Below are 19,883 nucleotides of genomic sequence, written 5' to 3'. Positions count from 1 at the left end.
GACGCGCCGTTCCCGCGCCGGGGTGCGGGAACGGCGCGCGGCCTTACTCGAACTGCGTCTTGAACGCCAGGAACTGCAGTTTCAGGTCGTCGACCTCGGCGCGCAGGGCCGCCACTTCCTGTTCCAGCTGCGCCACCCGGCTGCCCTGGGCCGGCGCGCTGACCACCCCGAACGCCGATTCCTGCTGCACCAGGGCCGCTTCGCCGCCCAGCAGCTGGCCGTAGCGCGGCTCCTTGGTGCCGGGCGCCAGCGGCAGCTTCGACACGATCGGCGGATATTTGTCGATCAGGAATTGCAGGCAGCTTTCCACTTCCGCCACCGACTTGAATTCGTGCAGGCGCCCGCTGCGGGTGCGGATTTCGCCGGCCGTCTGCAAGCCGCGCAGCATCAGGATCGTCAGCACGGCCAGCTTGTCCTGCTCCAGCGACCATTTGATGCGCATGCGGTGCTCGTACTTGGTCACACGGGCGCCGGCCTGGGTGATGCCGTTGACGAACTTGCGCTGCATGAGCCGCTGCAACACATCCTGCACGGTGTCGTCGGACAGCTGCATCACCGGATCGCGGCTCGACAACTGGTTGCAGCCGTTGGTGATGGCATTGAGGGACATCGGATAATTGTCGGGCGTGAGGCCTTCTTTCTCGGCCAGCACCGCCAGCACGCGGATTTCGAACGGGTCCAGCAAGGCGGCGCCGTCGGCGCCGCCAGTCGATTCTAGTGTCATGCGTTTGTTTCCTTACTCGACCAGTTTATTAAGCTTTACCGAATCCAATTTATCACACTCGGGCGTGCTCGGGCAGGCGATTCCCGCCGACTTCATCAGCGCCATCAGGCGATCGAGCTGTTCGTCCTGGCGCGCCGCGTGATTGATCAGGCCGTGCAGCGCCTTCGACAGCGGATCGTCGCCGTTCGGGGTCACGCCGTAGGCCGAGAACAGATGGGCGTTGGGACGCGTGTCGACCTCTTTCTGGACGATGTGGGCCGGATTGCCGACCGCCGTCGCGCCCGCCGGCACCGGCTTGATCACCACCGCGTTCGAGCCGACCTTGGCGTATTCGCCCACCGTGAACGAGCCGAGCACCTTGGCGCCGGCGCCGATGATGACGCCGCGTTCCAGCGTCGGGTGGCGCTTGGTGCCGCTGTTGAGCGAGGTGCCGCCCAGCGTCACGCCCTGGTAGATGGTGCAGTCGTCGCCGACGATGGCGGTCTCGCCGATGACCACGCCGAAGCCGTGGTCGATGAAGACGCGCCGCCCGATGGTGGCGCCGGGATGGATTTCGATGCCGGTCAGGATGCGCGCGAGGTAGGAGATGAAGCGGCCGATCCATTTCAGATCGCTTTTCCAGCAGGCCTGCGCCCAGCGGTGCATCATGATGGCCTGGAAGCCGGGATAACAAGTGAACACTTCCCATCCGTTACGGGCGGCCGGGTCGCGTTCAATGATGCTCTTGATATCTTCGCGCAGGTGTAAAAACATAAACAGGGGATGTGGGACGGTTACGGTACAGGCATGGTAGCGTATCCGCCCGCCTCCCGCTTATGTGTGGTCAATTTGCCCGTCTCGCATAAAGTCGATTGCACGGAGGCAAATTTTGCAACTATAATAAATTTGCAATATTGCACATTTCTACCTCCAGGCCGTCAGGACGCTCCATGAAAATTCCCGCTTTGATTCTTTCGCTGCTGTGCGGCCACTCGCTGGCAGCCACCATTCCCGCGCCGGTCCCTGTCAAGCCGGCGCGCACGCCGGGCGACATGGTATTCCTGCACGTTCCCACGGCCCCGGCCGGCGCCACCATCAGCCGCGTGGCGAGCAGCGACGAGATGGCGTACTTCCCGCTGACCAAGCGCTTTTTCGAGACCTTCGCCACCATGCCGGAGCTGGCCGACGCCGCCGGCGCGCCGGGCAGATGGGCGCCGCACCTGGACGGCGGCGTGCACCCGAATAATCCGAAGCTGCATCTGGGCTACAACGCTGCCACCAAGCGCCGCCAGAACGAGGGCCACGAGCAGCAGGTCTACATCGATCCCACATTTAACGCAATCGGCGTCAGTCCGTTCAGCATCGCGGACAGCATCCTGACGATCACGGCACGGCGCACGCCGGACGACTTGTTCGAGAAAGCCTGGGGCTATCCCTTCATCTCCGGCTTGCTGTCGACGCACCAGAAATATGCCCAGCAGTACGGCTATTTCGAGATCAGTTCCAAGGTCCCTGCCGGATCGAAGCTGTTGCCGGCGTTCTGGATGCTGTCGACCTCGCGCACCTGGCCGCCGGAGATCGACATCATGGAAGCGCCCGCCTCCTATCCCGGCCAGATCTCGCAAGGCACCCACTCGACCAATGTGAACAGCACAACCTTGGGCATGAAGACCGCCGTACCCGGCTTCGACACGGCGTTTCACAGCTACGGCGCCCTGTGGCTGAAAGAGAAGGTGGTGTTTTACATCGACCGGGTGCCGGTGTCGCAGGTCGCGACCCGTCCCGACCAGCATCAGCCGTTCTACATGATGGTCAATCTGGCGGTCGGCGGAAAATGGCCGGGATGGCTGAAGGCGAACGACGACTTCCCGGCGCGCACGATGGAGGTGGACTGGATCGTCACCTACACCCCGACCAGCGCCCCGTGCGTCAGGGACGTGTTCGACAATCGCGGGGTGGAGATCTGCGTGGCCAGGTAAGCCAGGCCGGGGAAACGTCGCCCGAGGAAGGGCGACGCAAAAGAAGGGCTTAGCCTTCGCGCGCGAGGCGCTGGCGGCGTGCTTCGTACAGGCAGACGCCCGAGGCCACCGATACGTTCAGGCTCTCGACCGAGCCGAACATCGGAATACCGACCAGCACGTCGCAGGTTTCGCGGGTCAGGCGGCGCATGCCCTCGCCTTCCGAGCCCATGACGAGCGCGGCCGGACCGGAGAAGTCCGCTTCGTACAAGCCCTTGTCCGCATCGTCGGTGGTGCCGATCAGCAGGATGTCGCGCTCTTTCAGTTCGCGCATGGTGCGCGCCAGGTTGGTCACCGTGATGTAGGGCACGGTTTCGGCGGCGCCGCTGGCGACCTTGGCCGCCGTGGCGTTCAGGCCGACCGCGCGGTCCTTCGGCACGATGACCGCGTGCGCGCCGACCCCGTCGGCCACGCGCAGGCAGGCGCCCAGGTTGTGCGGATCGGTGATGCCGTCGAGGATCAGCAGCAGCGGCGGACCTTCGATCGCATCGAGCAGTTCATCCAGGTTGCGCGCCAGCGCCAGCTGGCTGGCGAAGGCAATCACGCCCTGGTGGCGCCGGGTTCCGACGATCTTGTCGAGGCGGGCCGAATCGACCGGCATGACGCGCACGCCCAATGCCTTGGCATTGGCGACGAGGTCGTGCATGCGGCGATCCTGGCGGGTCGCATCGACAAAAATCTCTTCCACCGACGACGCCTCGTGACGCAGACGCGAAGTCACCGCGTGGAACCCGAAAATCATTTTATTCTTCATGTGTTATCGCTTGCTCTTGTTCGTTTTGCTTGTTGATCTGGTGCTGGAATTGCCGCTGCCTGCCGGTTTTGCCGAACGGCTGGCCGATTTGCCGGCCGCCGCAGCGGACTTGCCGCGTTTCGGCTTGCTGCCCGAGGCTTCCGCGCCGACACTCTCGTCGAGTTCGTAACGCGATGGCGTGTTGCCTGCGCCGCCGCCCGAGCCGCGGCCCGACTTGCCGGATTTGGCCGGCTTGGCGTCGAGCGCCTTGTGCGCCGCGCTTTTCGGCTTGCCCGCGCCGCTGTCGGCCTGCACGCTGCCGCCGGCCAGCACCAGGTCGATCTTGCGCGCCTCGAGGTCGACCCGCGACACCTGCACCGTCACGCGGTCGGTCAGCTGGTAGCGCTTGCCCGTGCGTTCGCCGCGCAGCTCGTGGCGCGCTTCGTCGTACTGGAAGTAATCGGTGCCCAGTTCGGTGATGTGCACCAGGCCTTCGACGAACAGCGCGTCGAGCTGCACGAAGATGCCGAAGGTGGTCACGCCCGAGACCACGCCGGTGAATTCTTCACCGAGCTTGTCCTTGATGAAGTAGCACTTGAGCCAGGCTTCGACGTCGCGCGAGGCTTCGTCGGCGCGGCGCTCGTTGGCCGAGCAATGCACGCCCAGGGCGTCCCAGATAGTCAGGTCTTTCTCGTTCTTTTGCTTGCCTTCGGCCTTGTCCTTGGCCTGCTGCTTGCGCGTGGCGTTCGACACGGTGGTGTTCAGGCCGGCCAGGTCGATGCCCTTCGGCTCGTACTTCTTGCCGAGCAGGATGGCCTTGATGGCGCGGTGCGTCAGCAGGTCGGGATAGCGACGGATCGGGCTGGTGAAGTGGGCATACGCCTCGTAGGCCAGGCCGAAGTGGCCGATATTGTCGGGGCTGTACACCGCCTGCTGCATCGAACGCAGCAGCATGGTCTGCAGCAGCGAGGCGTCCGGACGGTCCTTGATCTGCTTCATCAGTTCGGCGTAATCGTTGGCGGTCGGCTTGTCGCCGCCGTTCAGATTCAGGCCGACCTGCTTGAGGAAGGTACGCACCTGCGTCAGCTTTTCCTTGGTCGGCGACGCGTGGATGCGGTAGGTGCCGGGGTGCTTGTGGCGGATCAGCAGGTCGGCCGCGCAGACGTTGGCCGCCAGCATGCATTCCTCGATGACCTTGTGCGCATCATTGCGGGTGCGCGGAATGATCTTTTCGATCTTGCCCAGCGCATTGCAGACGATATAGGTTTCGGTGGTTTCGAAATCGATCGCACCGCGCACCTGGCGCGCCTTGTGCAGCGCGTGGTACACATCGTACAGGTTGAGCAGGTGCGGCACGATGGCCGGACGGCGCGCCGCTTCCGGACCGGCGGTGTTGCCGAGGATCTCGGCCACTTCGTTATAGGTCAGCCGCGCGGCCGAGTGGATCACGGCCGGATAGAACTGGTAAGCCTTGATCTCGCCCTTGTCCGAAATGACGGCGTCGCACACCAGGGTCAGGCGGTCGACGGCCGGGTTCAGCGAGCACAGGCCGTTCGAGAGCTTCTCGGGCAGCATCGGAATCACGCGGCGCGGGAAATATACCGAGGTGCTGCGTTCGATGGCGTCGACGTCGAGCGCATCGTTCGGCTTGACATAGTGCGACACGTCGGCAATGGCGACGATCAGGCGGAAGCAGTTGGCCTTGCCGACCTTGACCGGTTCGCAGTAGACCGCATCGTCGAAGTCGCGCGCGTCTTCGCCGTCGATGGTGACCAGCGGCACGTCGCGCAGGTCGACGCGGTCGGCCAGGTCGGCCTCGCGCACCTCGCCGGGCAGCTTGGCGGCCGATTTGAGCGCGGCGGCGGAGAAGATATGCGGCACGCCGAACTTGCGCACGGCAATTTCGATTTCCATGCCGGGATCGTCCAGGTCGCCGAGCACTTCGACCACGCGGCCGGCCGGCTGCTTGAAGCGCGATGGCTGCTCGCTCAGCTCGACGCTGACGATCTGCCCCGCCTTGGCCTTGCCGGGCGAGCCGGCAACCAGGATGTCCTGGCCGATGCGTTTGTCTTCGGGAGCGACGATCCAGACGCCGTTCTCATTGAGAAGGCGGCCGATCACATGGCTGTTGGCGCGCGCGACGACTTCGACGATGGTGCCTTCCTGGCGGCCGCGGCGGTCGGTACCCGTGACTTTGGCGAGCACGCGGTCGCCATGCAGCACTTTCTGCATCTCTTTGTCTGACAGGAACAGGTCTTCGCCAGGTTCGTCGGGGATGACGAAGCCGAAACCGTCGCGGTGGGCGCTGACCTTGCCGGCGATAAAGCCGGAATGGTCGGCCAGGGCGTAGTTGCCATCGGCGTCGGCGTGGATCTGGCCGTCGCGCTGCATGGCATTCAAACGCCTGGTTAACACCTCCAGCGCGGCTGGCTTGACCTTGAGCGTGCGGGCGATGGCTTGCAGATCAAGCGTCGTGCCCGCGTTGCGGAAAATGCCGAGAATGTCCTCGCGGCTGGGAATGGTATGAGTAATTTGGTTCAAATGGTTTTCTATAATTGTTTTTGGCAGCGCTCGCGGGAAATGCCTGACCGGATAGCTGACACAGTGATTATTGACACGGTGATAGGCGTAGTGTAACGGAGGTCGGTCCGATTCGCCTAACGAAGCGTGCTTTGAAAGATTCTTCGTTCAGGGCTGTGACAATTCCAAATCTTCGGCTATAATTTTGGTCTTTCGCGGAAACACAACGTCGAAGCGGAAGAAAAATGCAGCATATTTGCATGGTGTGAAGCGAAAAGAGTAACGAAAGTTAGTCTGGCGCAAAACTCCGAAAGCGAGTATGATAGCAGAAGTCGGCGGCGACGCCGGCAAGCAGCAAAAGAAGTACAGCAACATCAATGCCCACGTGGCGGAATTGGTAGACGCGCATGGTTCAGGTCCATGTGCCGCGAGGTGTGGGGGTTCGAGTCCCTCCGTGGGCACCACTCTCTGGAGATGTTTTTCAGCGAGTACCAAGTAGTCCGTAGTATGTTGTAGTAGCTGTATCAATGCCCACGTGGCGGAATTGGTAGACGCGCATGGTTCAGGTCCATGTGCCGCGAGGTGTGGGGGTTCGAGTCCCTCCGTGGGCACCACTCCCTGAAAGAGGTTTTTCAGTGGGTACCAGGTAGTAAAGCAGTAGATTGTTGCAGTATCGATGCCCACGTGGCGGAATTGGTAGACGCGCATGGTTCAGGTCCATGTGCCGCGAGGTGTGGGGGTTCGAGTCCCTCCGTGGGCACCACTCTCTGGAGATGTTTTTCAGCGAGTACCAAGTAGTCCGTAGTATGTTGTAGTAGCTGTATCAGTGCCCACGTGGCGGAATTGGTAGACGCGCATGGTTCAGGTCCATGTGCCGCGAGGTGTGGGGGTTCGAGTCCCTCCGTGGGCACCACTCTACCGGGTTAGCATATTCCCGCAGAATTCCAGAAGCGCCGCAGTCCTTGCATCAAGGCTGCGGCGTTTTGCGTTGTGCGTCCGCTTTTATGCACGACACATCTTTCCTGTTCAAAAGGTCGCCATGATTCCTCGTTTGCTCGGCCGCATGCTGGCCGCTGTCGTGTTCACCGTCTCCGGCGCCGCCTGCGCCGATCCGCTCGACGACATCGTCAACGCCGAAATCGCGCGCCAGCAGATTCCGGGCGCCGCCATCGCCGTCGTCAGGGAGGGAAAAATCGTCAAGGAAGGCGCTTATGGCTTGGCCAACCTGGAACACCGGGTCGCCGCCACGCCCGATACCGTCTTCCAGTCCGGCTCGGTCGGCAAGCAATTTACCGCCGCGCTGGTGCTGTTGCTGGCCGAGGACGGCAAACTGCGGCTGGACGACCCGATTGCGCGCCATCTGCCGGCCACGCCGCCGGCCTGGAAAAAGATCTCTGTACGTCATTTGCTCAATCACACCTCCGGTTTGCGCGATCCGGACGAGATCGTCAAGCTGAACCAGGATTACACCGACGCGCAATTGCAAGGCGCGGGCAGCACGCTGCCGCTGCAATGGGCGCCGGGGACGAAGTGGGCATACAGCAATTTCGGCTACCAGTTGCTGGGCATCCTGTGCACCCGCGTGGGTGGAAAACACTACGGCGAACAGCTGCGCGAGCGCATCTTTGCACCGGCGGGCATGCAGGCGCGCATCATCAGCGAACGCGACATCGTGCCGCACCGCGCCGCCGGCTACGACGTGGTCGACGGCGCCTTCAAGAATCAGGAATGGGTGTCTCCCACCCTCAACACGACTGCCGACGGCAGCCTGTACCTGACCGCGCGCGACCTGGCCAAATGGCATATCGCCCTCGATGGCGACCAGGTGCTGGGCGCGGCGCTCAAGCGCGCCATGTGGACCCCGACCACGCTCAGGGACGGCAGCACAAAAGCGTACGGTTTCGGCTGGGAGACCTCGCCCACGCTCGGGCGGGCCTCGGTCTGGCATGACGGCGCCTGGCAGGGATTCACCACCCAGGCCACCCGTTTCGTCGACGACAAGCTGGTCGTGGTGGTACTGACCAACCGCTCCGACGCGGCGGTCGCCAAGCTGCTCGAACTGGTCGCGGCCCACTATCTGGGCACGCCGCCCTGACGCGACAGCGCGCGCAATTTGCCCGGCGGCCGCGCATGGACTAGACTGAGCTTGTCTCCCGCAGCCATCGGCATGATCGTGAAGTCGCCCTCCAACACCGCCCGCGACGGCCAGCACCGCGTGCTGGAAATGATCGCGCGCGGCGCCGCGCTGCAGGATATCCTGGACAGCCTGATGCGGCTGATCGAAGCGCAGTCCGAGGACGTCCTGTGCTCGCTGATGCTGCTCGACGACGACGGCCGCACCGTCCACCCGGGCGCCGGTCCCAGCCTGCCGCCGGCTTTCCTGGCCGCCCTCGACGGCCTGACCATCGGCCCCTGCGCGGGCTCCTGCGGCACCGCCATCCATCGCGGCGAGACGGTGATCGTCACCGATATCCTGAGCGATCCGCTGTGGGCCGATTACCACGCCCTGGCCGTCCCGCATGGCTTGCGGGCGTGCTGGTCGACCCCGATTTACGGCGACGGCCAGCGCATCCTCGGCTCGTTCGCCATGTACTACCGCGCGCCGAAAGCGCCGGGCGAGGACGACCTGTGCCTGCCCGGCATCGCCACCCACCTGGCCGCGATCGCCATCGAACGCGCGCGCCGCGAGTCCGAACTGGCCCTGCACCGCGACCATCTGCAGGCCCTGGTGGAGGCGCGCACGGCGGCCCTGTCGCAGGCGCAGGAAGAGCTGGTGCGGCGCGACAGGCTGGCCGCGCTCGGGGCGCTGGTGGCCGGCGTCGCGCACGAACTGAACACGCCGATCGGCAACAGCCTGATCGCCGCCACCTGCCTGGCCGATAAAACCCGCGCGCTGGCCGGCAGCGTGGAGGGCGGCCTGCGGCGCTCCCAGCTGGCCCGGTTTTTCGCCCAGGCCGACGAAGCCGGCCAGATCCTGGCACGCAACCTGCAACGCGCGGCCCGCCTGGTGGCCAGCTTCAAGCAGGTGGCGGTCGATCCCGGCAACTCGGAGCGGCGCGCCTTCATGCTGTGCGAACTGCTGGCCGAGCTGCTGCCGCCGCTGCGGGTCCTGGCGCGCCAGCGCGGCGTGGTGATCGAGACCGACATCGCCCCGGGGCTGGCGATGGACAGCTATCCCGGCCCGCTGGCCGAAGCGCTGACCCACCTGGTCGACAATTGCCTGGTCCATGCGTTTGCGGACACGGCCGATGGCGCCATCGTCATCCGCGCGGCGCCCGCCATCGACGCGAGCGTGCGCATTTCGGTCAGCGACAACGGCGCCGGCATCGCCCCGCCGCTGGCGCCGCGCGTGTACGACCCCTTCGTCACGACCAGGCCCGGCGCGGGCGGATCGGGTCTGGGCTTGCATGTGGTGCACAACATCGTCAGCGGTGTGCTGGGCGGCAGGATCGAACTCGATAGCGCGCTGGGAAAAGGCTCGACCTTCCGCCTCACCTTGCCGGCCATCGCCGGCGCCTGACCCGCTGCGCGCACGCGGCACGCTTGACTTGCGGCGCCAACAGGCTATGCTCGCTCTGGCATGTGATTACTTTCCGCACATCCGCCGTGGCCTGTGTCCTCGCCTGCGCCAGCGCAGCGCTGCTGGCCGCGCCCGCGCCCTGGTACAAGTGGCGCAGCAAGAACGACGGCAAGCTGGTGTGCCACCAGACGCCGCTCGGACCCGGCTGGGAAAAGGCGGACGGCCCCTATCGGGATAGCCATTGCATGAAATTGCTTATTACTAAATAATAGCCAAAAAACACAGAGGAGAAGCTCGAAGGTTGTCCGTTAGATCCAATCACACTGAGGAGAAGTCCATGTTTACGAATCCCGAACAATTTGCATCCGCCACCAAGACGCTATTCGAACTCCAGATGATGACTTTTAACGCTCTCACCAGCAAAGCGGTGCAAGGCGTGGAACAGGTTGTCTCGCTGAACATGACGACTGCAAAAAATTCGGTGCAAGGCTCCATGGCGATGGGCAAGGAAATGAGCCAGGCCAAGGATCCGAAGGCAGCGATGGACGTGGCCGCAGCCCACGCCAGGCCGATGGCCGGGGCGGTGGAATACGGCGAACAGCTCAAGGTGATCATCGACGACATCCACAACGAATTCACCCAGGCCGCCGACGCCCACATCGCCGAAGCCAAGAGCACGCTGACGGCGCTGATCTACGACGTGACGCAGAACGTCAAGCCGGGCTCGGAAAACGCGGTCGAAATCATCAAGACCGCGATCGACAATGCCTTCCAGGGCTACGAACAGGTGACCAAGGCCACGCGCCAGGCCGTGCAGGTGGTGGAAGACCAGATCGCCAAGGCCACCGCGCAGGTGGCGCCGGCTGAAAAGAACGCCGCCTAGGGCGCCCCTCGTCGTCTAAACATCAAAAAACCGCCGTTCCCGGCCCAGGGGAACGGCGGTTTTTTTCATGGGGACTGCCGGCTCAGGCCATCACGCCGCCGCAAACGATGATCACCAGCACCAGCAAGGTCATGCGCTTGCGCGCCGTGAGGCGGTCGACCGCCCGGTGTGCATATTGTCTCAATCCGTTCTCCTGGTGGTGCCGCAGCCTGCGCCACGGCGGTTACGCATACGGTTCTTGAACGCAGACCCCATTATTGGAGCGGGAAAACGGCCGGCGATTGCGCCCGATCAAGCTCCGCTCAGTTCGCTTGACGTGTTGCGGAATCGGGAGACGATTGCGTTCGATCAAAGGCCGGCGCCGGGTGTGGGCGATAGCACGACAAATGTCATGAAGGTGCCACGCGGAATTGTTTCTAATCAGAACGTCCGCATCCTCACCTCCAGGGAGTCGTCCGTGTCCATCACCGCCCACACCAGCCGTCCCGGCATCAAGCCCAACCTGCGCCAGGGAACCCGGCGTTCTTCCGATGTCGAACAACAAGCCTACGCCGCCGTGGGGCGCCGGTTTGCCGAAGGCGGCAGCGCCAAGATTCGCCAGGTGCGGGCCGCGCGCCTCGTGTTCGCCGTGGTGGCCGGGATTGCGGTGCTGATGCTGGTCACCCTGGTGGCCCTGCTGACGTATGAAAACATCAACTCCCCGCATGCGCGCAAGGTGGCCGCCAGCGCCAGGGCCGATCAGCAAGGCAAGGGCATTGCGCTGGCAACCTCGACGGCGGGCAAGCCGGTCGTGATCATCGACGAGAAGGAGGAGCCGCCCAAGCGTCCGATCCCGGCGCCGCAGCCCGTGCCGCCACTGGTGATGCTGGCCCCGGCGGAACTGCAGGCGCCCGCGCCGGCGGCGCCGGCGAGGCTGGCGACGGCGGCGCGCAAGCCCGCCAAGCCGCGCGACGCCGCCAAGGCTGCCGCCGCCGGCAAGCTGGCGCTCGCGAAAGCGGGGAAAGCGGCGCGCAAGGGCGCACGCAAGGACGCGCCGCCCTCCCCCGCGAAACGCAGGGCATCGCTGGGCGCCGCCGGCCCGAACGGCGGCGCGCTCGATACCCTGCTGTCGTACGCCAGCATCCAGCGGCGCCATCTCGCGGAACCCTGAAAACCACGGCGCCCCGCACGCGAGGCGATTTTGCTGGGGTTTGCCGGCCACTGGCGATATACTGTACATAATTACAGGTGTCGGTCGATGGTCCGCAGTACGATGCGCAAAGTTCTTGAGAATGAGTTCTACTACCTGGATAACTTCCACCGGGTACTGGAATGGATTGCCGGGCGTTATGACGACCTGCTCACCGACGAGGAGCGGGCGTTCATTGCCGCCTTCCCGTCGCTGCCGCAAGCCTCGCGCGCGCTGCTGGTGCGCATGGTCATGCGCAAGGGCACGGTCTTTCGCGCCAGCAAACTCAACTACGCCGAAATCGGCTGCGCAGTCGACGCCGCGCGCCACCTGCTTCCGACCGGCTGGGTCCGGGCCGACCCGGTGCTCTCGCTCGACGAGCTGTTCGACCTGCTGCTCAAGGCCGAGATCGGCGCCATCTTCAGCCTGTCGCTGCACGAAAAGAGCGCGCGCAAGGGCGAGCAGCTGGCCGCCCTGCGCGAGGGCTTCGGCGCCGCGCGCGCGTTTTCGGCCTGGTACCGCGATTCGCCGGACACCGTCTACAGCATCGCCGTCAAGGACCTGTGCGAGCGCCTGCGCCTGATCTTCTTCGGCAACCTGCGCCAGGACTGGACCGAATTCGTGCTGTCCGACCTCGGCCTGTTCCAGTATGAAAAGGTGGAGTTTTCGGCGTCCTCGCGCGGCTTCCGCACGCGCCGCGATGTCGACGATTACCTGGCCCTGCACCAGTGCAAGGAGCGCTTCCGGGCCGGCGACGCACTGGACGAGGTGCTGGCCGCCCTGCCGCGCGATGCTTTCGATAACGAATGGATCGACAGCCGGCGCGAACGGCTGATGTTCCAGATCGCCCAGCACGTGGAAAAGCAACAGGACTGGGGCCAGGCTTTCCAACTGTACGCCTGCTGCAATTATCCGGGTGCGCGGGCGCGCGCCATCCGCGTGCTGGAAAAGCACGAGCGCTACGCCGAAGCGTACGCGCTGCTGGAGCGGGCCCAGGCCGCGCCCGAGAGCGACGCCGAGCGCCAGCAACTGCTGCGCATCGCGCCGCGCCTGCGCCGCAAGCTCGGGCACCAGCCGCTGCCGTCGCGGCGCAATCCGGCGGTGCAGCGGCTCGACCTGAGCCTGCCGATGCCGCTCGAAGCGAACTGGTGGGTCGAAGGCATCGTGCGCGACCACCTGGCGCGCGCCGACGCGCCCGTGTTCTACGTCGAGAACGCGCTGATCAACTCGCTGTTCGGGCTGCTGTGCTGGGGCCCGGTGTTCAGCGCCATTCCCGGCGCCTTCTTCCACCCCTTCCACCGCGGTCCGGCCGACCTGCACAGCGCCGACTTTTACCGCCGCCGCGAGCGCGAATTCCGCGCCTGCCTCGACCAGCTCGACGACGGCCGCTACCTGGACACCATCCGCGCCAACTACGCCGCCAAGCGCGGACTGCAGTCGCCCTTCGTGGCCTGGGAAGCGCTCGCTCCCGAGCTGCTCGACATGGCGCTGGCCTGCATCCCCGCGCCGCACCTCAAAAAATGGTGCGAGCGCATCCTGCTCGACATCAAGGCCAACCGCAACGGCTTTCCCGACCTGATCCAGTTCTGGCCCGGCGAGCGGCGCTACAACATGATCGAAGTCAAAGGCCCGGGCGACCGCCTGCAGGACAACCAGCTGCGCTGGATCGAGTACTGCGCCGCGCACGAGATGCCGATTTCGGTGTGCTACCTGCAGTGGGCGCAGTGAGCTACGTCGTCGCCGTGCGCGCGCTGTGCGAATTCGCGGCCAAGCAGGGCGACCTCGACCTGCGCTTCACGCCCTCGCCCAGCGCGCAGGAAGGCATCGCCGGCCACGCCGTGGTGGCCGAGCGGCGCGGCCCCGGCTACCAGAAAGAAGTCAGTCTGTCCGGCGAGTACGGCCCGCTGCTGGTGCGCGGCCGCGCCGACGGCTACGACCCGGACCAGCAGCTGATCGAGGAAATCAAGACCTTTCGCGGCGACCTCGATCGCATGCCGGCCAATCACCGCCACCTGCACTGGGCCCAGGTGCGCGTCTACGGACACCTGCTGTGCGCGCAGCTCGGGCTGGAGCAGGTGTCGCTGGCGCTGGTCTACTTCGACATCGGCAAGCAGACCGAAACCGTGCTGCGCGAAACCCGCGGCGCGGCCGAGCTGCGCGTCGTGTTCGCCGAGCTGTGCGAGCGCTTCGTGGCCTGGGCCGCGCAGGAGCTCAGTCACCGCGACGCGCGCGACGCGGCGCTGGGCGCGCTTCGCTTTCCGCATGCGGCCTTCCGTCCGGGCCAGCGCGACCTGGCCGAAACCATCTTTCGCGCCAACAGCGGCGCGCGCTGCGTGCTGGCGCAGGCGCCGACCGGCATCGGCAAGACCGTCGGCACCCTGTTCCCGGTCCTCAAGGCGGCGCCGCTGCACCGGCTGGACAAGGTGTTCTACCTGGCCGCCAAGACCCCCGGCCGCAAGCTGGCGCTGGACGCGGCCGAAGCGATCAAGCGCAGCGCCCCCGGCATGCCGCTGCGCGTGCTGGAACTGGTCGCGCGCGACAAGGCCTGCGAGCATCCCGACAAGGCCTGCCACGGCGACTCCTGTCCGCTGGCGAAGGGCTTCTACGACCGCCTGCCGGCGGCGCGCAGCGCGGCGCGCGACGTGCCGCTGCTCGACCGCGAAAGCGTGCGCGAGGTCGCGCTGGCGCACGACGTGTGCCCGTATTACCTGGGCAGCGAAATGGCGCGCTGGAGCGACGTGGTGGTGGGCGACTACAACTACTACTTCGACATGGGCGCCATGCTGTACGGGCTGGCCCTGGCCAACCAGTGGCGCGTGAGCGTGCTGGTGGACGAGGCGCACAACATGGTGTCGCGCGCACGCAAGATGTATTCGGCCGACCTGGAACGCGGCGCGCTGCGGGCGGCGCGCGCGGTGGCGCCGGCGCACCTGAAAAAGGCGCTCGACAAGGTGGGCCGCAACTGGCCGGCGAAGGATGGCGCCGATTACGAAGTGCTGGACGCGCCGCCCGAGAAACTGCTCGATGCGCTGCAAGGGGCGTCGAGCGCGATCACCGACCATTTGGCCGAGAATCCGGGGCCGATGGAGCCGGACCTGCAGCGCTTCTACTTCAACGCCCTGCACTTCGCCCGGCTGGCCGACACCTTCGCCGAGCATTCCATGATCGACTGCACGCGCGAGGGCGCGCATGCCTCCACGCTGGCGATCCGCAATATCGTGCCGGCGCCCTTCCTCAAGCCGCGCTTTGCGCTGGCCCATGCGACGGCGCTGTTTTCGGCCACCCTCAGTCCCCGGAACTACTACAGCGACGCCCTTGGACTGCCGCCGGACACGGCCTGGGTCGACATCGACTCGCCGTTCGTCGCCGACCAGTTAAGCGTGCATGTGGTGCGCGATATCTCGACACGCTTCACGCACCGGGCCCGCTCGGTGGCGCCGATCGCGGCCCTGATCGCGCGCCAGTACGCCGAGGCGCCAGGCAATTACCTGGCGTTTTTCAGCAGCTTCGATTACCTGGAGCAGGTGGCCGAGCGGGTCGAACGCGATCACCCCGGGGTTCCCGTGTTCCGCCAGCCGCGCCGCATGCAGGAGAGCGAGCGCGATGTTTTCCTCGGCCGCTTCACGCTGGAGAGCCGCGGGGTCGGTTTTGCGGTGCTGGGCGGCTCCTTCGGCGAAGGAATCGACCTGCCGGGCGCGCGCCTGATCGGTGCCTTCATCGCCACGCTCGGGCTGCCGCAAATGAATCCGGTCAACGAGCAGATCCGCCAGCGCATGCAGGCCACCTTCGGCGCCGGTTACGACTACACCTACCTGTATCCGGGCATGCAGAAGGTGGTGCAGGCGGCCGGCCGCGTGATCCGCACGGAAGGCGACCGTGGCGTGGTGTACCTGATCGACGACCGCTTCGCCCAGCCGGAGGTGCGCGAACTGCTGCCGCGCTGGTGGCATGTGGAGCAAACGCGTGTCGCGCTCACCTAAGCCCTGTCGTCGGCGCTTCTTCCAAACCCGTCGTACCCGCGCAGGCGGGAACCCAAGTTCCAGGGTCCGCCGGTGCGGTTACAAATTGGGTTCCCGCCTGCGCGGGAACGACGGTGGCAGGGCCGCTGGTAGCATTTGGACCAGGCGCGTCTCGCATTCACCCAAGCCATGCCGTGAGCGTTTCCTCCAAACCCGTCGTTCCCGCGCGGGCGGGAACCCAAGTTCCAGGGTCCGCCGGTACTGTACCAAATTGGGTTCCCGCCTGCGCGGGAACGACGGTGGCAGGGCCGCTGGTAGCATTTGGACCAGGCACGTGTCGCATTCACCTAAGCCCTGCCGTGAGCGTTTCCTCCAAACCCGTCGTTCCCGCGCAGGCGGGAACCCAAGTTCCAGGATCCGCCGGTGCGGTGACAAATTGGGTTCCCGCCTGCGCGGGAACGACGGCGGTAGGGCCGCTGGTGACATTTGGACCAGACGCGTGTCGCGTTCACCCAAGCCCTGTCGTGAGCGATTCCTCCAAACCCGTCGTTCCCGCGCAGGCGGGAACCCAAGTTCCAGGATCCGCCGGTGCGGTGACAAATTGGGTTCCCGCCTGCGCGGGAACGACGGTGATAGGGCCGCTGGTAGCATTTGGACCAGGCGCGTGTCGCGTTCACCCATGCACTGCCGTGAGCGATTCCTCCAAACCCGTCGTTCCCGCGCAGGCGGGAACCCAAGTTCCAGGATCCGCCGGTGCGGTGACAAATTGGGTTCCCGCCTGCGCGGGAACGACGGTGATAGGGCCGCTGGTCGCATTTGGACCAGGCGCGTGTCGCATTCACCTAAGCCCTGCCGTGAGCGTTTCCTCCAAACCCGTCGTTCCCGCGCAGGCGGGAACCCAAGTTCCAGGATCCGCCGGTGCGGTGACAAATTGGGTTCCCGCCTGCGCGGGAACGACCGTGATAGGTCCGCTGGTAGCATTTGGACCAGGCGCGTGTCGCATTCACCTAAGCCCTGCCGTGAGCGTTTCCTCCAAACCCGTCGTTCCCGCGCAGGCGGGAACCCAAGTTCCAGGATCCGCCGGTGCGGTGACAAATTGGGTTCCCGCCTGCGCGGGAACGACGGTGGTAGGGCCGCTGGTGACATTTGGACCAGGCGCGTGTCGCGTTCACCCAAGCCCTGCCGTGAGCGATTCCTCCAAACCCGTCGTTCCCGCGCAGGCGGGAACCCAAGTTCCAGTATCCGCCGGTGCGGTGACAAATTGGGTTCCCGCCTGCGCGGGAACGACGGTGATAGGGCCGCTGGTAGCATTTGGACCAGGCGCGTGTCGCATTCACCCAAGCCCTGTCGTAAGCGTTTCCTCCAAACCCGTCGTTCCCGCGCAGGCGGGAACCCAAGTTCCAGGATCCGCCGGTGCGGTGACAAATTGGGTTCCCGACTGCGCGGGAACGACGGTGGCAGGGCCCAACGGTGCTGGGAACCACGGGCATCAGCCCAGCAGCGCCCTGACCTTCTGGTAGCCGCTGCGGCTGACGGGAATCCGGGTCGCGTCCTTGAGAATCGCGGTATGGCTGTCGCGCCCCTGCTCGATGCGATCGATCGCGCCCAGGTTGAGCATCCACGAACGGTGCACCCGCACAAAGGTCGCCGCATCGAGCTGGCTTTCGAGCTCCGACAGGCGCTGGTTCTTCAGGTAGTGCTTGCCGCAAGCGCTGATGCGCACGTAATCGTCCTGCGCCTCGACGTAGTCGATCTGCGCCGAGACGATGATGTGCACGCGCGCGCCATCGCGGATCAGTACCCGCTCCAGCGGCTTGTTGCGCAGCGCCGCTTCCTGGACCACGGCGTCCACCGCGCCCTTGCCGATACCGGTGCGCGCATGCGCCAGCGCGCGATCGAAGCGCTGCTGGCTGAATGGCTTGAGCAGGTAATCGACGGCATGGATCTCGAAGGCCTTGAGCGCGTACTGGTCGAAGGCGGTCACGAAGATGTAGCGCGCCTTGCTGCCGGCCAGTTCCACCACGTCGAAGCCGCTCAGCTTGGGCATCTGGATATCGAGGAAGACCAGGTCCGGTTCCAGCTCGGTGATGGCCTTGACGGCGTCGAAGCCGTTGGCGCATTCGGCCACGATCTCGATGTCGGCATGCCGGGCCAGGAACTCGCGCACCAGGGCGCGGGCCAGGTCTTCATCGTCGACGATTATGACGCGCATGCTTCATTCTCCGTAGTGTGGGCGGGCAGCGACAGCGCCACCCGGAATTGCTGCGCCTCCCGCGCCCAGTGGATGCTCGCCTCGTGGCCGTAGGTGGCCGCCAGGCGCTGGCGCACATTGGCCAGGCCGATGCCGTTGCCGCCGGCGGCCGGCGGATCGGCGTCGATATCGTTCTCGACGACGATTTTCAGGATCGAACCGGCCCGCTGCGCCGCGATGCGGATGGTGCCGCCGCCGGTCAGCTGGGCGATGCCGTGCTTGACGGCGTTTTCGACCAGGGGCTGCAGGATCATCGGCGGCAGCAGGCAGGCCAGCGCGGCGGGGTCGATGTCCTGCTCGATGTTCAGGCGCGCGCCGAAGCGTACTTTTTCGATGGCGACGAAATGCAGCGCCAGCGTCGCTTCCGCCTCCAGCGTGACCTTGCGGCCCGCTTCCAGTCCCAGGCTGTGACGAAAAAAATCGGCGAGGCGCACGGTCATGTCGCGCGCGCGGGCCGGGTCGATGGAGGTCAGCGCGCTGATCGAATTGAGGCTGTTGAACAGAAAATGCGGATCGATCTGGGTGCGCAGCATGCGCAGCTCGGCATCCTGCGCCATCAGGGCCACTTCGAGTTCGCGCCGTTCGGCGGCGCGCGCGCGCTGGAATTCCAGCGCCAGGTAGTGGGCCACGGCGCTCAAGGCGTACAGCATCACGCCCAGGCCGAAGATCGCCGCGTGCAGGGGCGCGCTCATGGTAATGGCCTCGCAGACGGCGTTCCAGGCGCTGCACAGCGCGGTCCACAACAGGCTGGCGAGTGTGGACGCGGCCGCGAACACGGCCAGCACCGAGACCGCGCTGCGCTCGCCCAGCGGATAGGCGCGGCACAGGTAATAAGCCGAGAAGCCGGCGGCGCAGCCGTACAGCAAGGTCACCGGAACGGTAAACAGCAAGCCGCCGGTCCACGCGGCGCCGCTGGCGGCCACGATCAGGCCCGCGAACACGATCGCCAGCAGCAGCCACGCGAGCAGGTACAGGCCCGCGCCGCGCCGCGTGGAGAACGGTCCCTGCATCAGTTGCGCACTTCCACGCCGCCCATGACGGCGTAGCCGCGGATGGTGAGGCGCTTGCTGCTGTTCGGGGCGGGCGAGGTTTTATCCTCGAAGCCGCCCAGCACCGGCGTGCCATTGAGGATGACGGTCCAGTCGGGCGGGCATTTGACGGTGATGCCGCCCATGACCGCGAACACATTGAGCTCGGCCTCGCCGGCGATCGACGATTCGCGCAGGTCGAGCACGCAGTCGCCCATGAAGGCGCTGATGTCGCCGCCGCGAAAATCCGCTGTGACGATGCGGCGCTTGACGGCCCCAAGGAAAGCGCTGATGTCGACCACGGCATCGTCGTCCTTGCCCGCCGCGCGGGGAAACGGTGCGGCGCCGGCGCCGTCTTTCTCTTCCAGCGGCACCCCATGCGGCGGCACGCGCTTGCGCAGGGCTTTATGGATCACGCCGATGCCGAACAGGATCAGCAGCACCGGCCACAGGGTGCGCGCATTGAAAAAGTAGCCGTAGCCGAGGCGGTTGAGCGTGAGGACCGCGCCGGCGGCGGCGATCAGGCCGAACACCATGCGCTCGTGGCGCGAGTCCGCTTCGGCGAACTTGACCAGGCCGCCGATGACGACCAGCACCGGCCAGAAGTACATCACGCGGTGGCGGTCGATGATGTCCAGGTTATCGAGCAGGAACAGCATGCCGAAGGCGATCACCGCCAGGCCGATCCAGACCTGGTTGGGCACGCCGGCGCTACGCAGCTTATTTTTCATTGGCGGGCTCCGTTTCTGGTGCAAGGCGGCGTTCGATGAACGGTTCGAGGATCATCGTCACGCCGCAAAAGATGACGGGGACCGGCCAGCCGTTGCTGAAGGTCAGGCCGAACAGGTTTTCGAATACCGCGAACAGCCACAGGCTGACGAAGACCATCCACAGGCCGGTGGTGAAGTCCTTGGCGGTCGGAAAACCGATCATCTTGTTGACGCCCATGACGGTCAGCACCAGCGGCGCGTAATGCCAGAGGCCGTCGACGTGGTAGACGTCCAGCTGGTCGAGCAGCACCAGGGTGCCGAAGCCGATCAGCAGCAAGCCCCACATCATTTGCTTGCGCCATTCGTAAGAGGATTTATTTGACACGTCAG

At 65.4% G+C, this 19,883-nt stretch carries 16 protein-coding genes and 4 tRNA genes; 12 read left to right on the top strand and 8 right to left on the bottom strand.

Annotated elements, in window-relative coordinates; translation table 11 throughout:
* Positions 1–43: 43 nt before the first annotated feature.
* A complete protein-coding gene (locus EJB06_RS06335; RefSeq protein WP_126073169.1) occupies positions 44–724 on the bottom strand; it encodes a YceH family protein in 681 nt (226 codons plus the stop codon).
* Positions 725–736: 12 nt separating this feature from the next.
* Positions 737–1,477, bottom strand: coding sequence for a serine O-acetyltransferase (gene cysE / locus EJB06_RS06330; RefSeq protein ID WP_126073168.1), 741 nt, complete (start codon positions 1,475–1,477; stop codon positions 737–739).
* Positions 1,478–1,653: 176 nt separating this feature from the next.
* On the opposite strand from cysE, the gene EJB06_RS06325 reads away from it, so the two are divergent.
* Positions 1,654–2,682, top strand: coding sequence for a glycoside hydrolase family 16 protein (locus EJB06_RS06325; RefSeq protein WP_126073167.1), 1,029 nt, complete (start codon positions 1,654–1,656; stop codon positions 2,680–2,682).
* Positions 2,683–2,731: 49 nt separating this feature from the next.
* Here EJB06_RS06325 and rlmB read toward each other — a convergent pair whose 3' ends face one another.
* Both rlmB and rnr read right to left on the bottom strand, forming a co-directional pair.
* On the bottom strand, positions 2,732–3,475 hold the full coding sequence (gene rlmB, locus EJB06_RS06320; protein ID WP_126073166.1) for a 23S rRNA (guanosine(2251)-2'-O)-methyltransferase RlmB: 744 nt from the start codon (positions 3,473–3,475) through the stop codon (positions 2,732–2,734).
* Positions 3,476–3,478: 3 nt separating this feature from the next.
* On the bottom strand, positions 3,479–5,995 hold the full coding sequence (gene rnr, locus EJB06_RS06315) for a ribonuclease R (protein WP_126073165.1): 2,517 nt from the start codon (positions 5,993–5,995) through the stop codon (positions 3,479–3,481).
* 358 nt (positions 5,996–6,353) lie between these two features.
* On the opposite strand from rnr, the gene EJB06_RS06310 reads away from it, so the two are divergent.
* The 11 genes from EJB06_RS06310 (at position 6,354) to EJB06_RS06265 (ending at position 15,525) form a co-directional block, all read left to right on the top strand.
* A tRNA-Leu gene (locus EJB06_RS06310) sits at positions 6,354–6,438 on the top strand.
* A 65-nt stretch (positions 6,439–6,503) separates the two neighbouring features.
* A tRNA-Leu gene (locus EJB06_RS06305) sits at positions 6,504–6,588 on the top strand.
* Between the two features lie 64 nt (positions 6,589–6,652).
* Positions 6,653–6,737, top strand: a tRNA-Leu gene (locus EJB06_RS06300).
* A gap of 65 nt (positions 6,738–6,802) precedes the next feature.
* Positions 6,803–6,887, top strand: a tRNA-Leu gene (locus EJB06_RS06295).
* A 126-nt stretch (positions 6,888–7,013) separates the two neighbouring features.
* On the top strand, positions 7,014–8,069 hold the full coding sequence (locus EJB06_RS06290; protein ID WP_229426954.1) for a serine hydrolase domain-containing protein: 1,056 nt from the start codon (positions 7,014–7,016) through the stop codon (positions 8,067–8,069).
* A 51-nt stretch (positions 8,070–8,120) separates the two neighbouring features.
* Positions 8,121–9,494, top strand: a complete 1,374-nt coding sequence (locus EJB06_RS06285; RefSeq protein ID WP_229426953.1) for a sensor histidine kinase — start codon at positions 8,121–8,123, stop codon at positions 9,492–9,494.
* A 62-nt stretch (positions 9,495–9,556) separates the two neighbouring features.
* Positions 9,557–9,763: a hypothetical protein gene (locus EJB06_RS06280; RefSeq protein WP_370660113.1), complete on the top strand. Its 207-nt coding sequence runs from the start codon at positions 9,557–9,559 to the stop codon at positions 9,761–9,763.
* A 68-nt stretch (positions 9,764–9,831) separates the two neighbouring features.
* Entirely contained in the window at positions 9,832–10,377 is a 546-nt protein-coding gene (gene phaP, locus EJB06_RS06275) for a TIGR01841 family phasin (RefSeq protein ID WP_126073164.1), read from the top strand.
* 457 nt (positions 10,378–10,834) lie between these two features.
* Positions 10,835–11,527 (top strand): hypothetical protein, encoded by a 693-nt coding sequence (locus tag EJB06_RS06270; protein WP_126073163.1) that lies wholly within the window; start codon positions 10,835–10,837, stop codon positions 11,525–11,527.
* A 102-nt stretch (positions 11,528–11,629) separates the two neighbouring features.
* Positions 11,630–13,273 (top strand): VRR-NUC domain-containing protein, encoded by a 1,644-nt coding sequence (locus tag EJB06_RS32420; RefSeq protein ID WP_164557844.1) that lies wholly within the window; start codon positions 11,630–11,632, stop codon positions 13,271–13,273.
* A complete protein-coding gene (locus tag EJB06_RS06265) occupies positions 13,270–15,525 on the top strand; it encodes an ATP-dependent DNA helicase (RefSeq protein ID WP_229426952.1) in 2,256 nt (751 codons plus the stop codon). The genes EJB06_RS32420 and EJB06_RS06265 overlap by 4 nt, the downstream gene beginning before the upstream one ends.
* A gap of 1,468 nt (positions 15,526–16,993) precedes the next feature.
* Here EJB06_RS06265 and EJB06_RS06260 read toward each other — a convergent pair.
* From EJB06_RS06260 to EJB06_RS06245, 4 genes are read right to left on the bottom strand one after another with little or no spacing between them, the layout of a single operon-like run.
* Positions 16,994–17,716: a LytR/AlgR family response regulator transcription factor gene (locus tag EJB06_RS06260; RefSeq protein ID WP_126073161.1), complete on the bottom strand. Its 723-nt coding sequence runs from the start codon at positions 17,714–17,716 to the stop codon at positions 16,994–16,996.
* The gene (locus EJB06_RS06255) at positions 17,704–18,765 is read right to left on the bottom strand and encodes a sensor histidine kinase (RefSeq protein ID WP_126073160.1); all 1,062 of its coding nucleotides are present in this window, start codon (positions 18,763–18,765) and stop codon (positions 17,704–17,706) included. Before EJB06_RS06255 ends, EJB06_RS06260 begins: the two co-directional genes overlap by 13 nt.
* Positions 18,765–19,514, bottom strand: coding sequence for a LiaI-LiaF-like domain-containing protein (locus EJB06_RS06250; RefSeq protein ID WP_126073159.1), 750 nt, complete (start codon positions 19,512–19,514; stop codon positions 18,765–18,767). The genes EJB06_RS06255 and EJB06_RS06250 overlap by 1 nt, the downstream gene beginning before the upstream one ends.
* Positions 19,504–19,878 carry a LiaF transmembrane domain-containing protein gene (locus EJB06_RS06245; RefSeq protein WP_126073158.1) on the bottom strand — a complete coding sequence of 125 codons (375 nt, stop codon included), beginning with the start codon at positions 19,876–19,878 and terminating at the stop codon, positions 19,504–19,506. The genes EJB06_RS06250 and EJB06_RS06245 overlap by 11 nt, the downstream gene beginning before the upstream one ends.
* Positions 19,879–19,883 lie beyond the last annotated feature (5 nt).

The sequence above is a fragment of the Massilia atriviolacea genome (assembly GCF_003953935.1).
GTDB classification, from domain to species: domain Bacteria; phylum Pseudomonadota; class Gammaproteobacteria; order Burkholderiales; family Burkholderiaceae_D; genus Telluria_A; species Telluria_A atriviolacea.
This window is presented reverse-complemented; position numbering and strand designations above follow the sequence as displayed.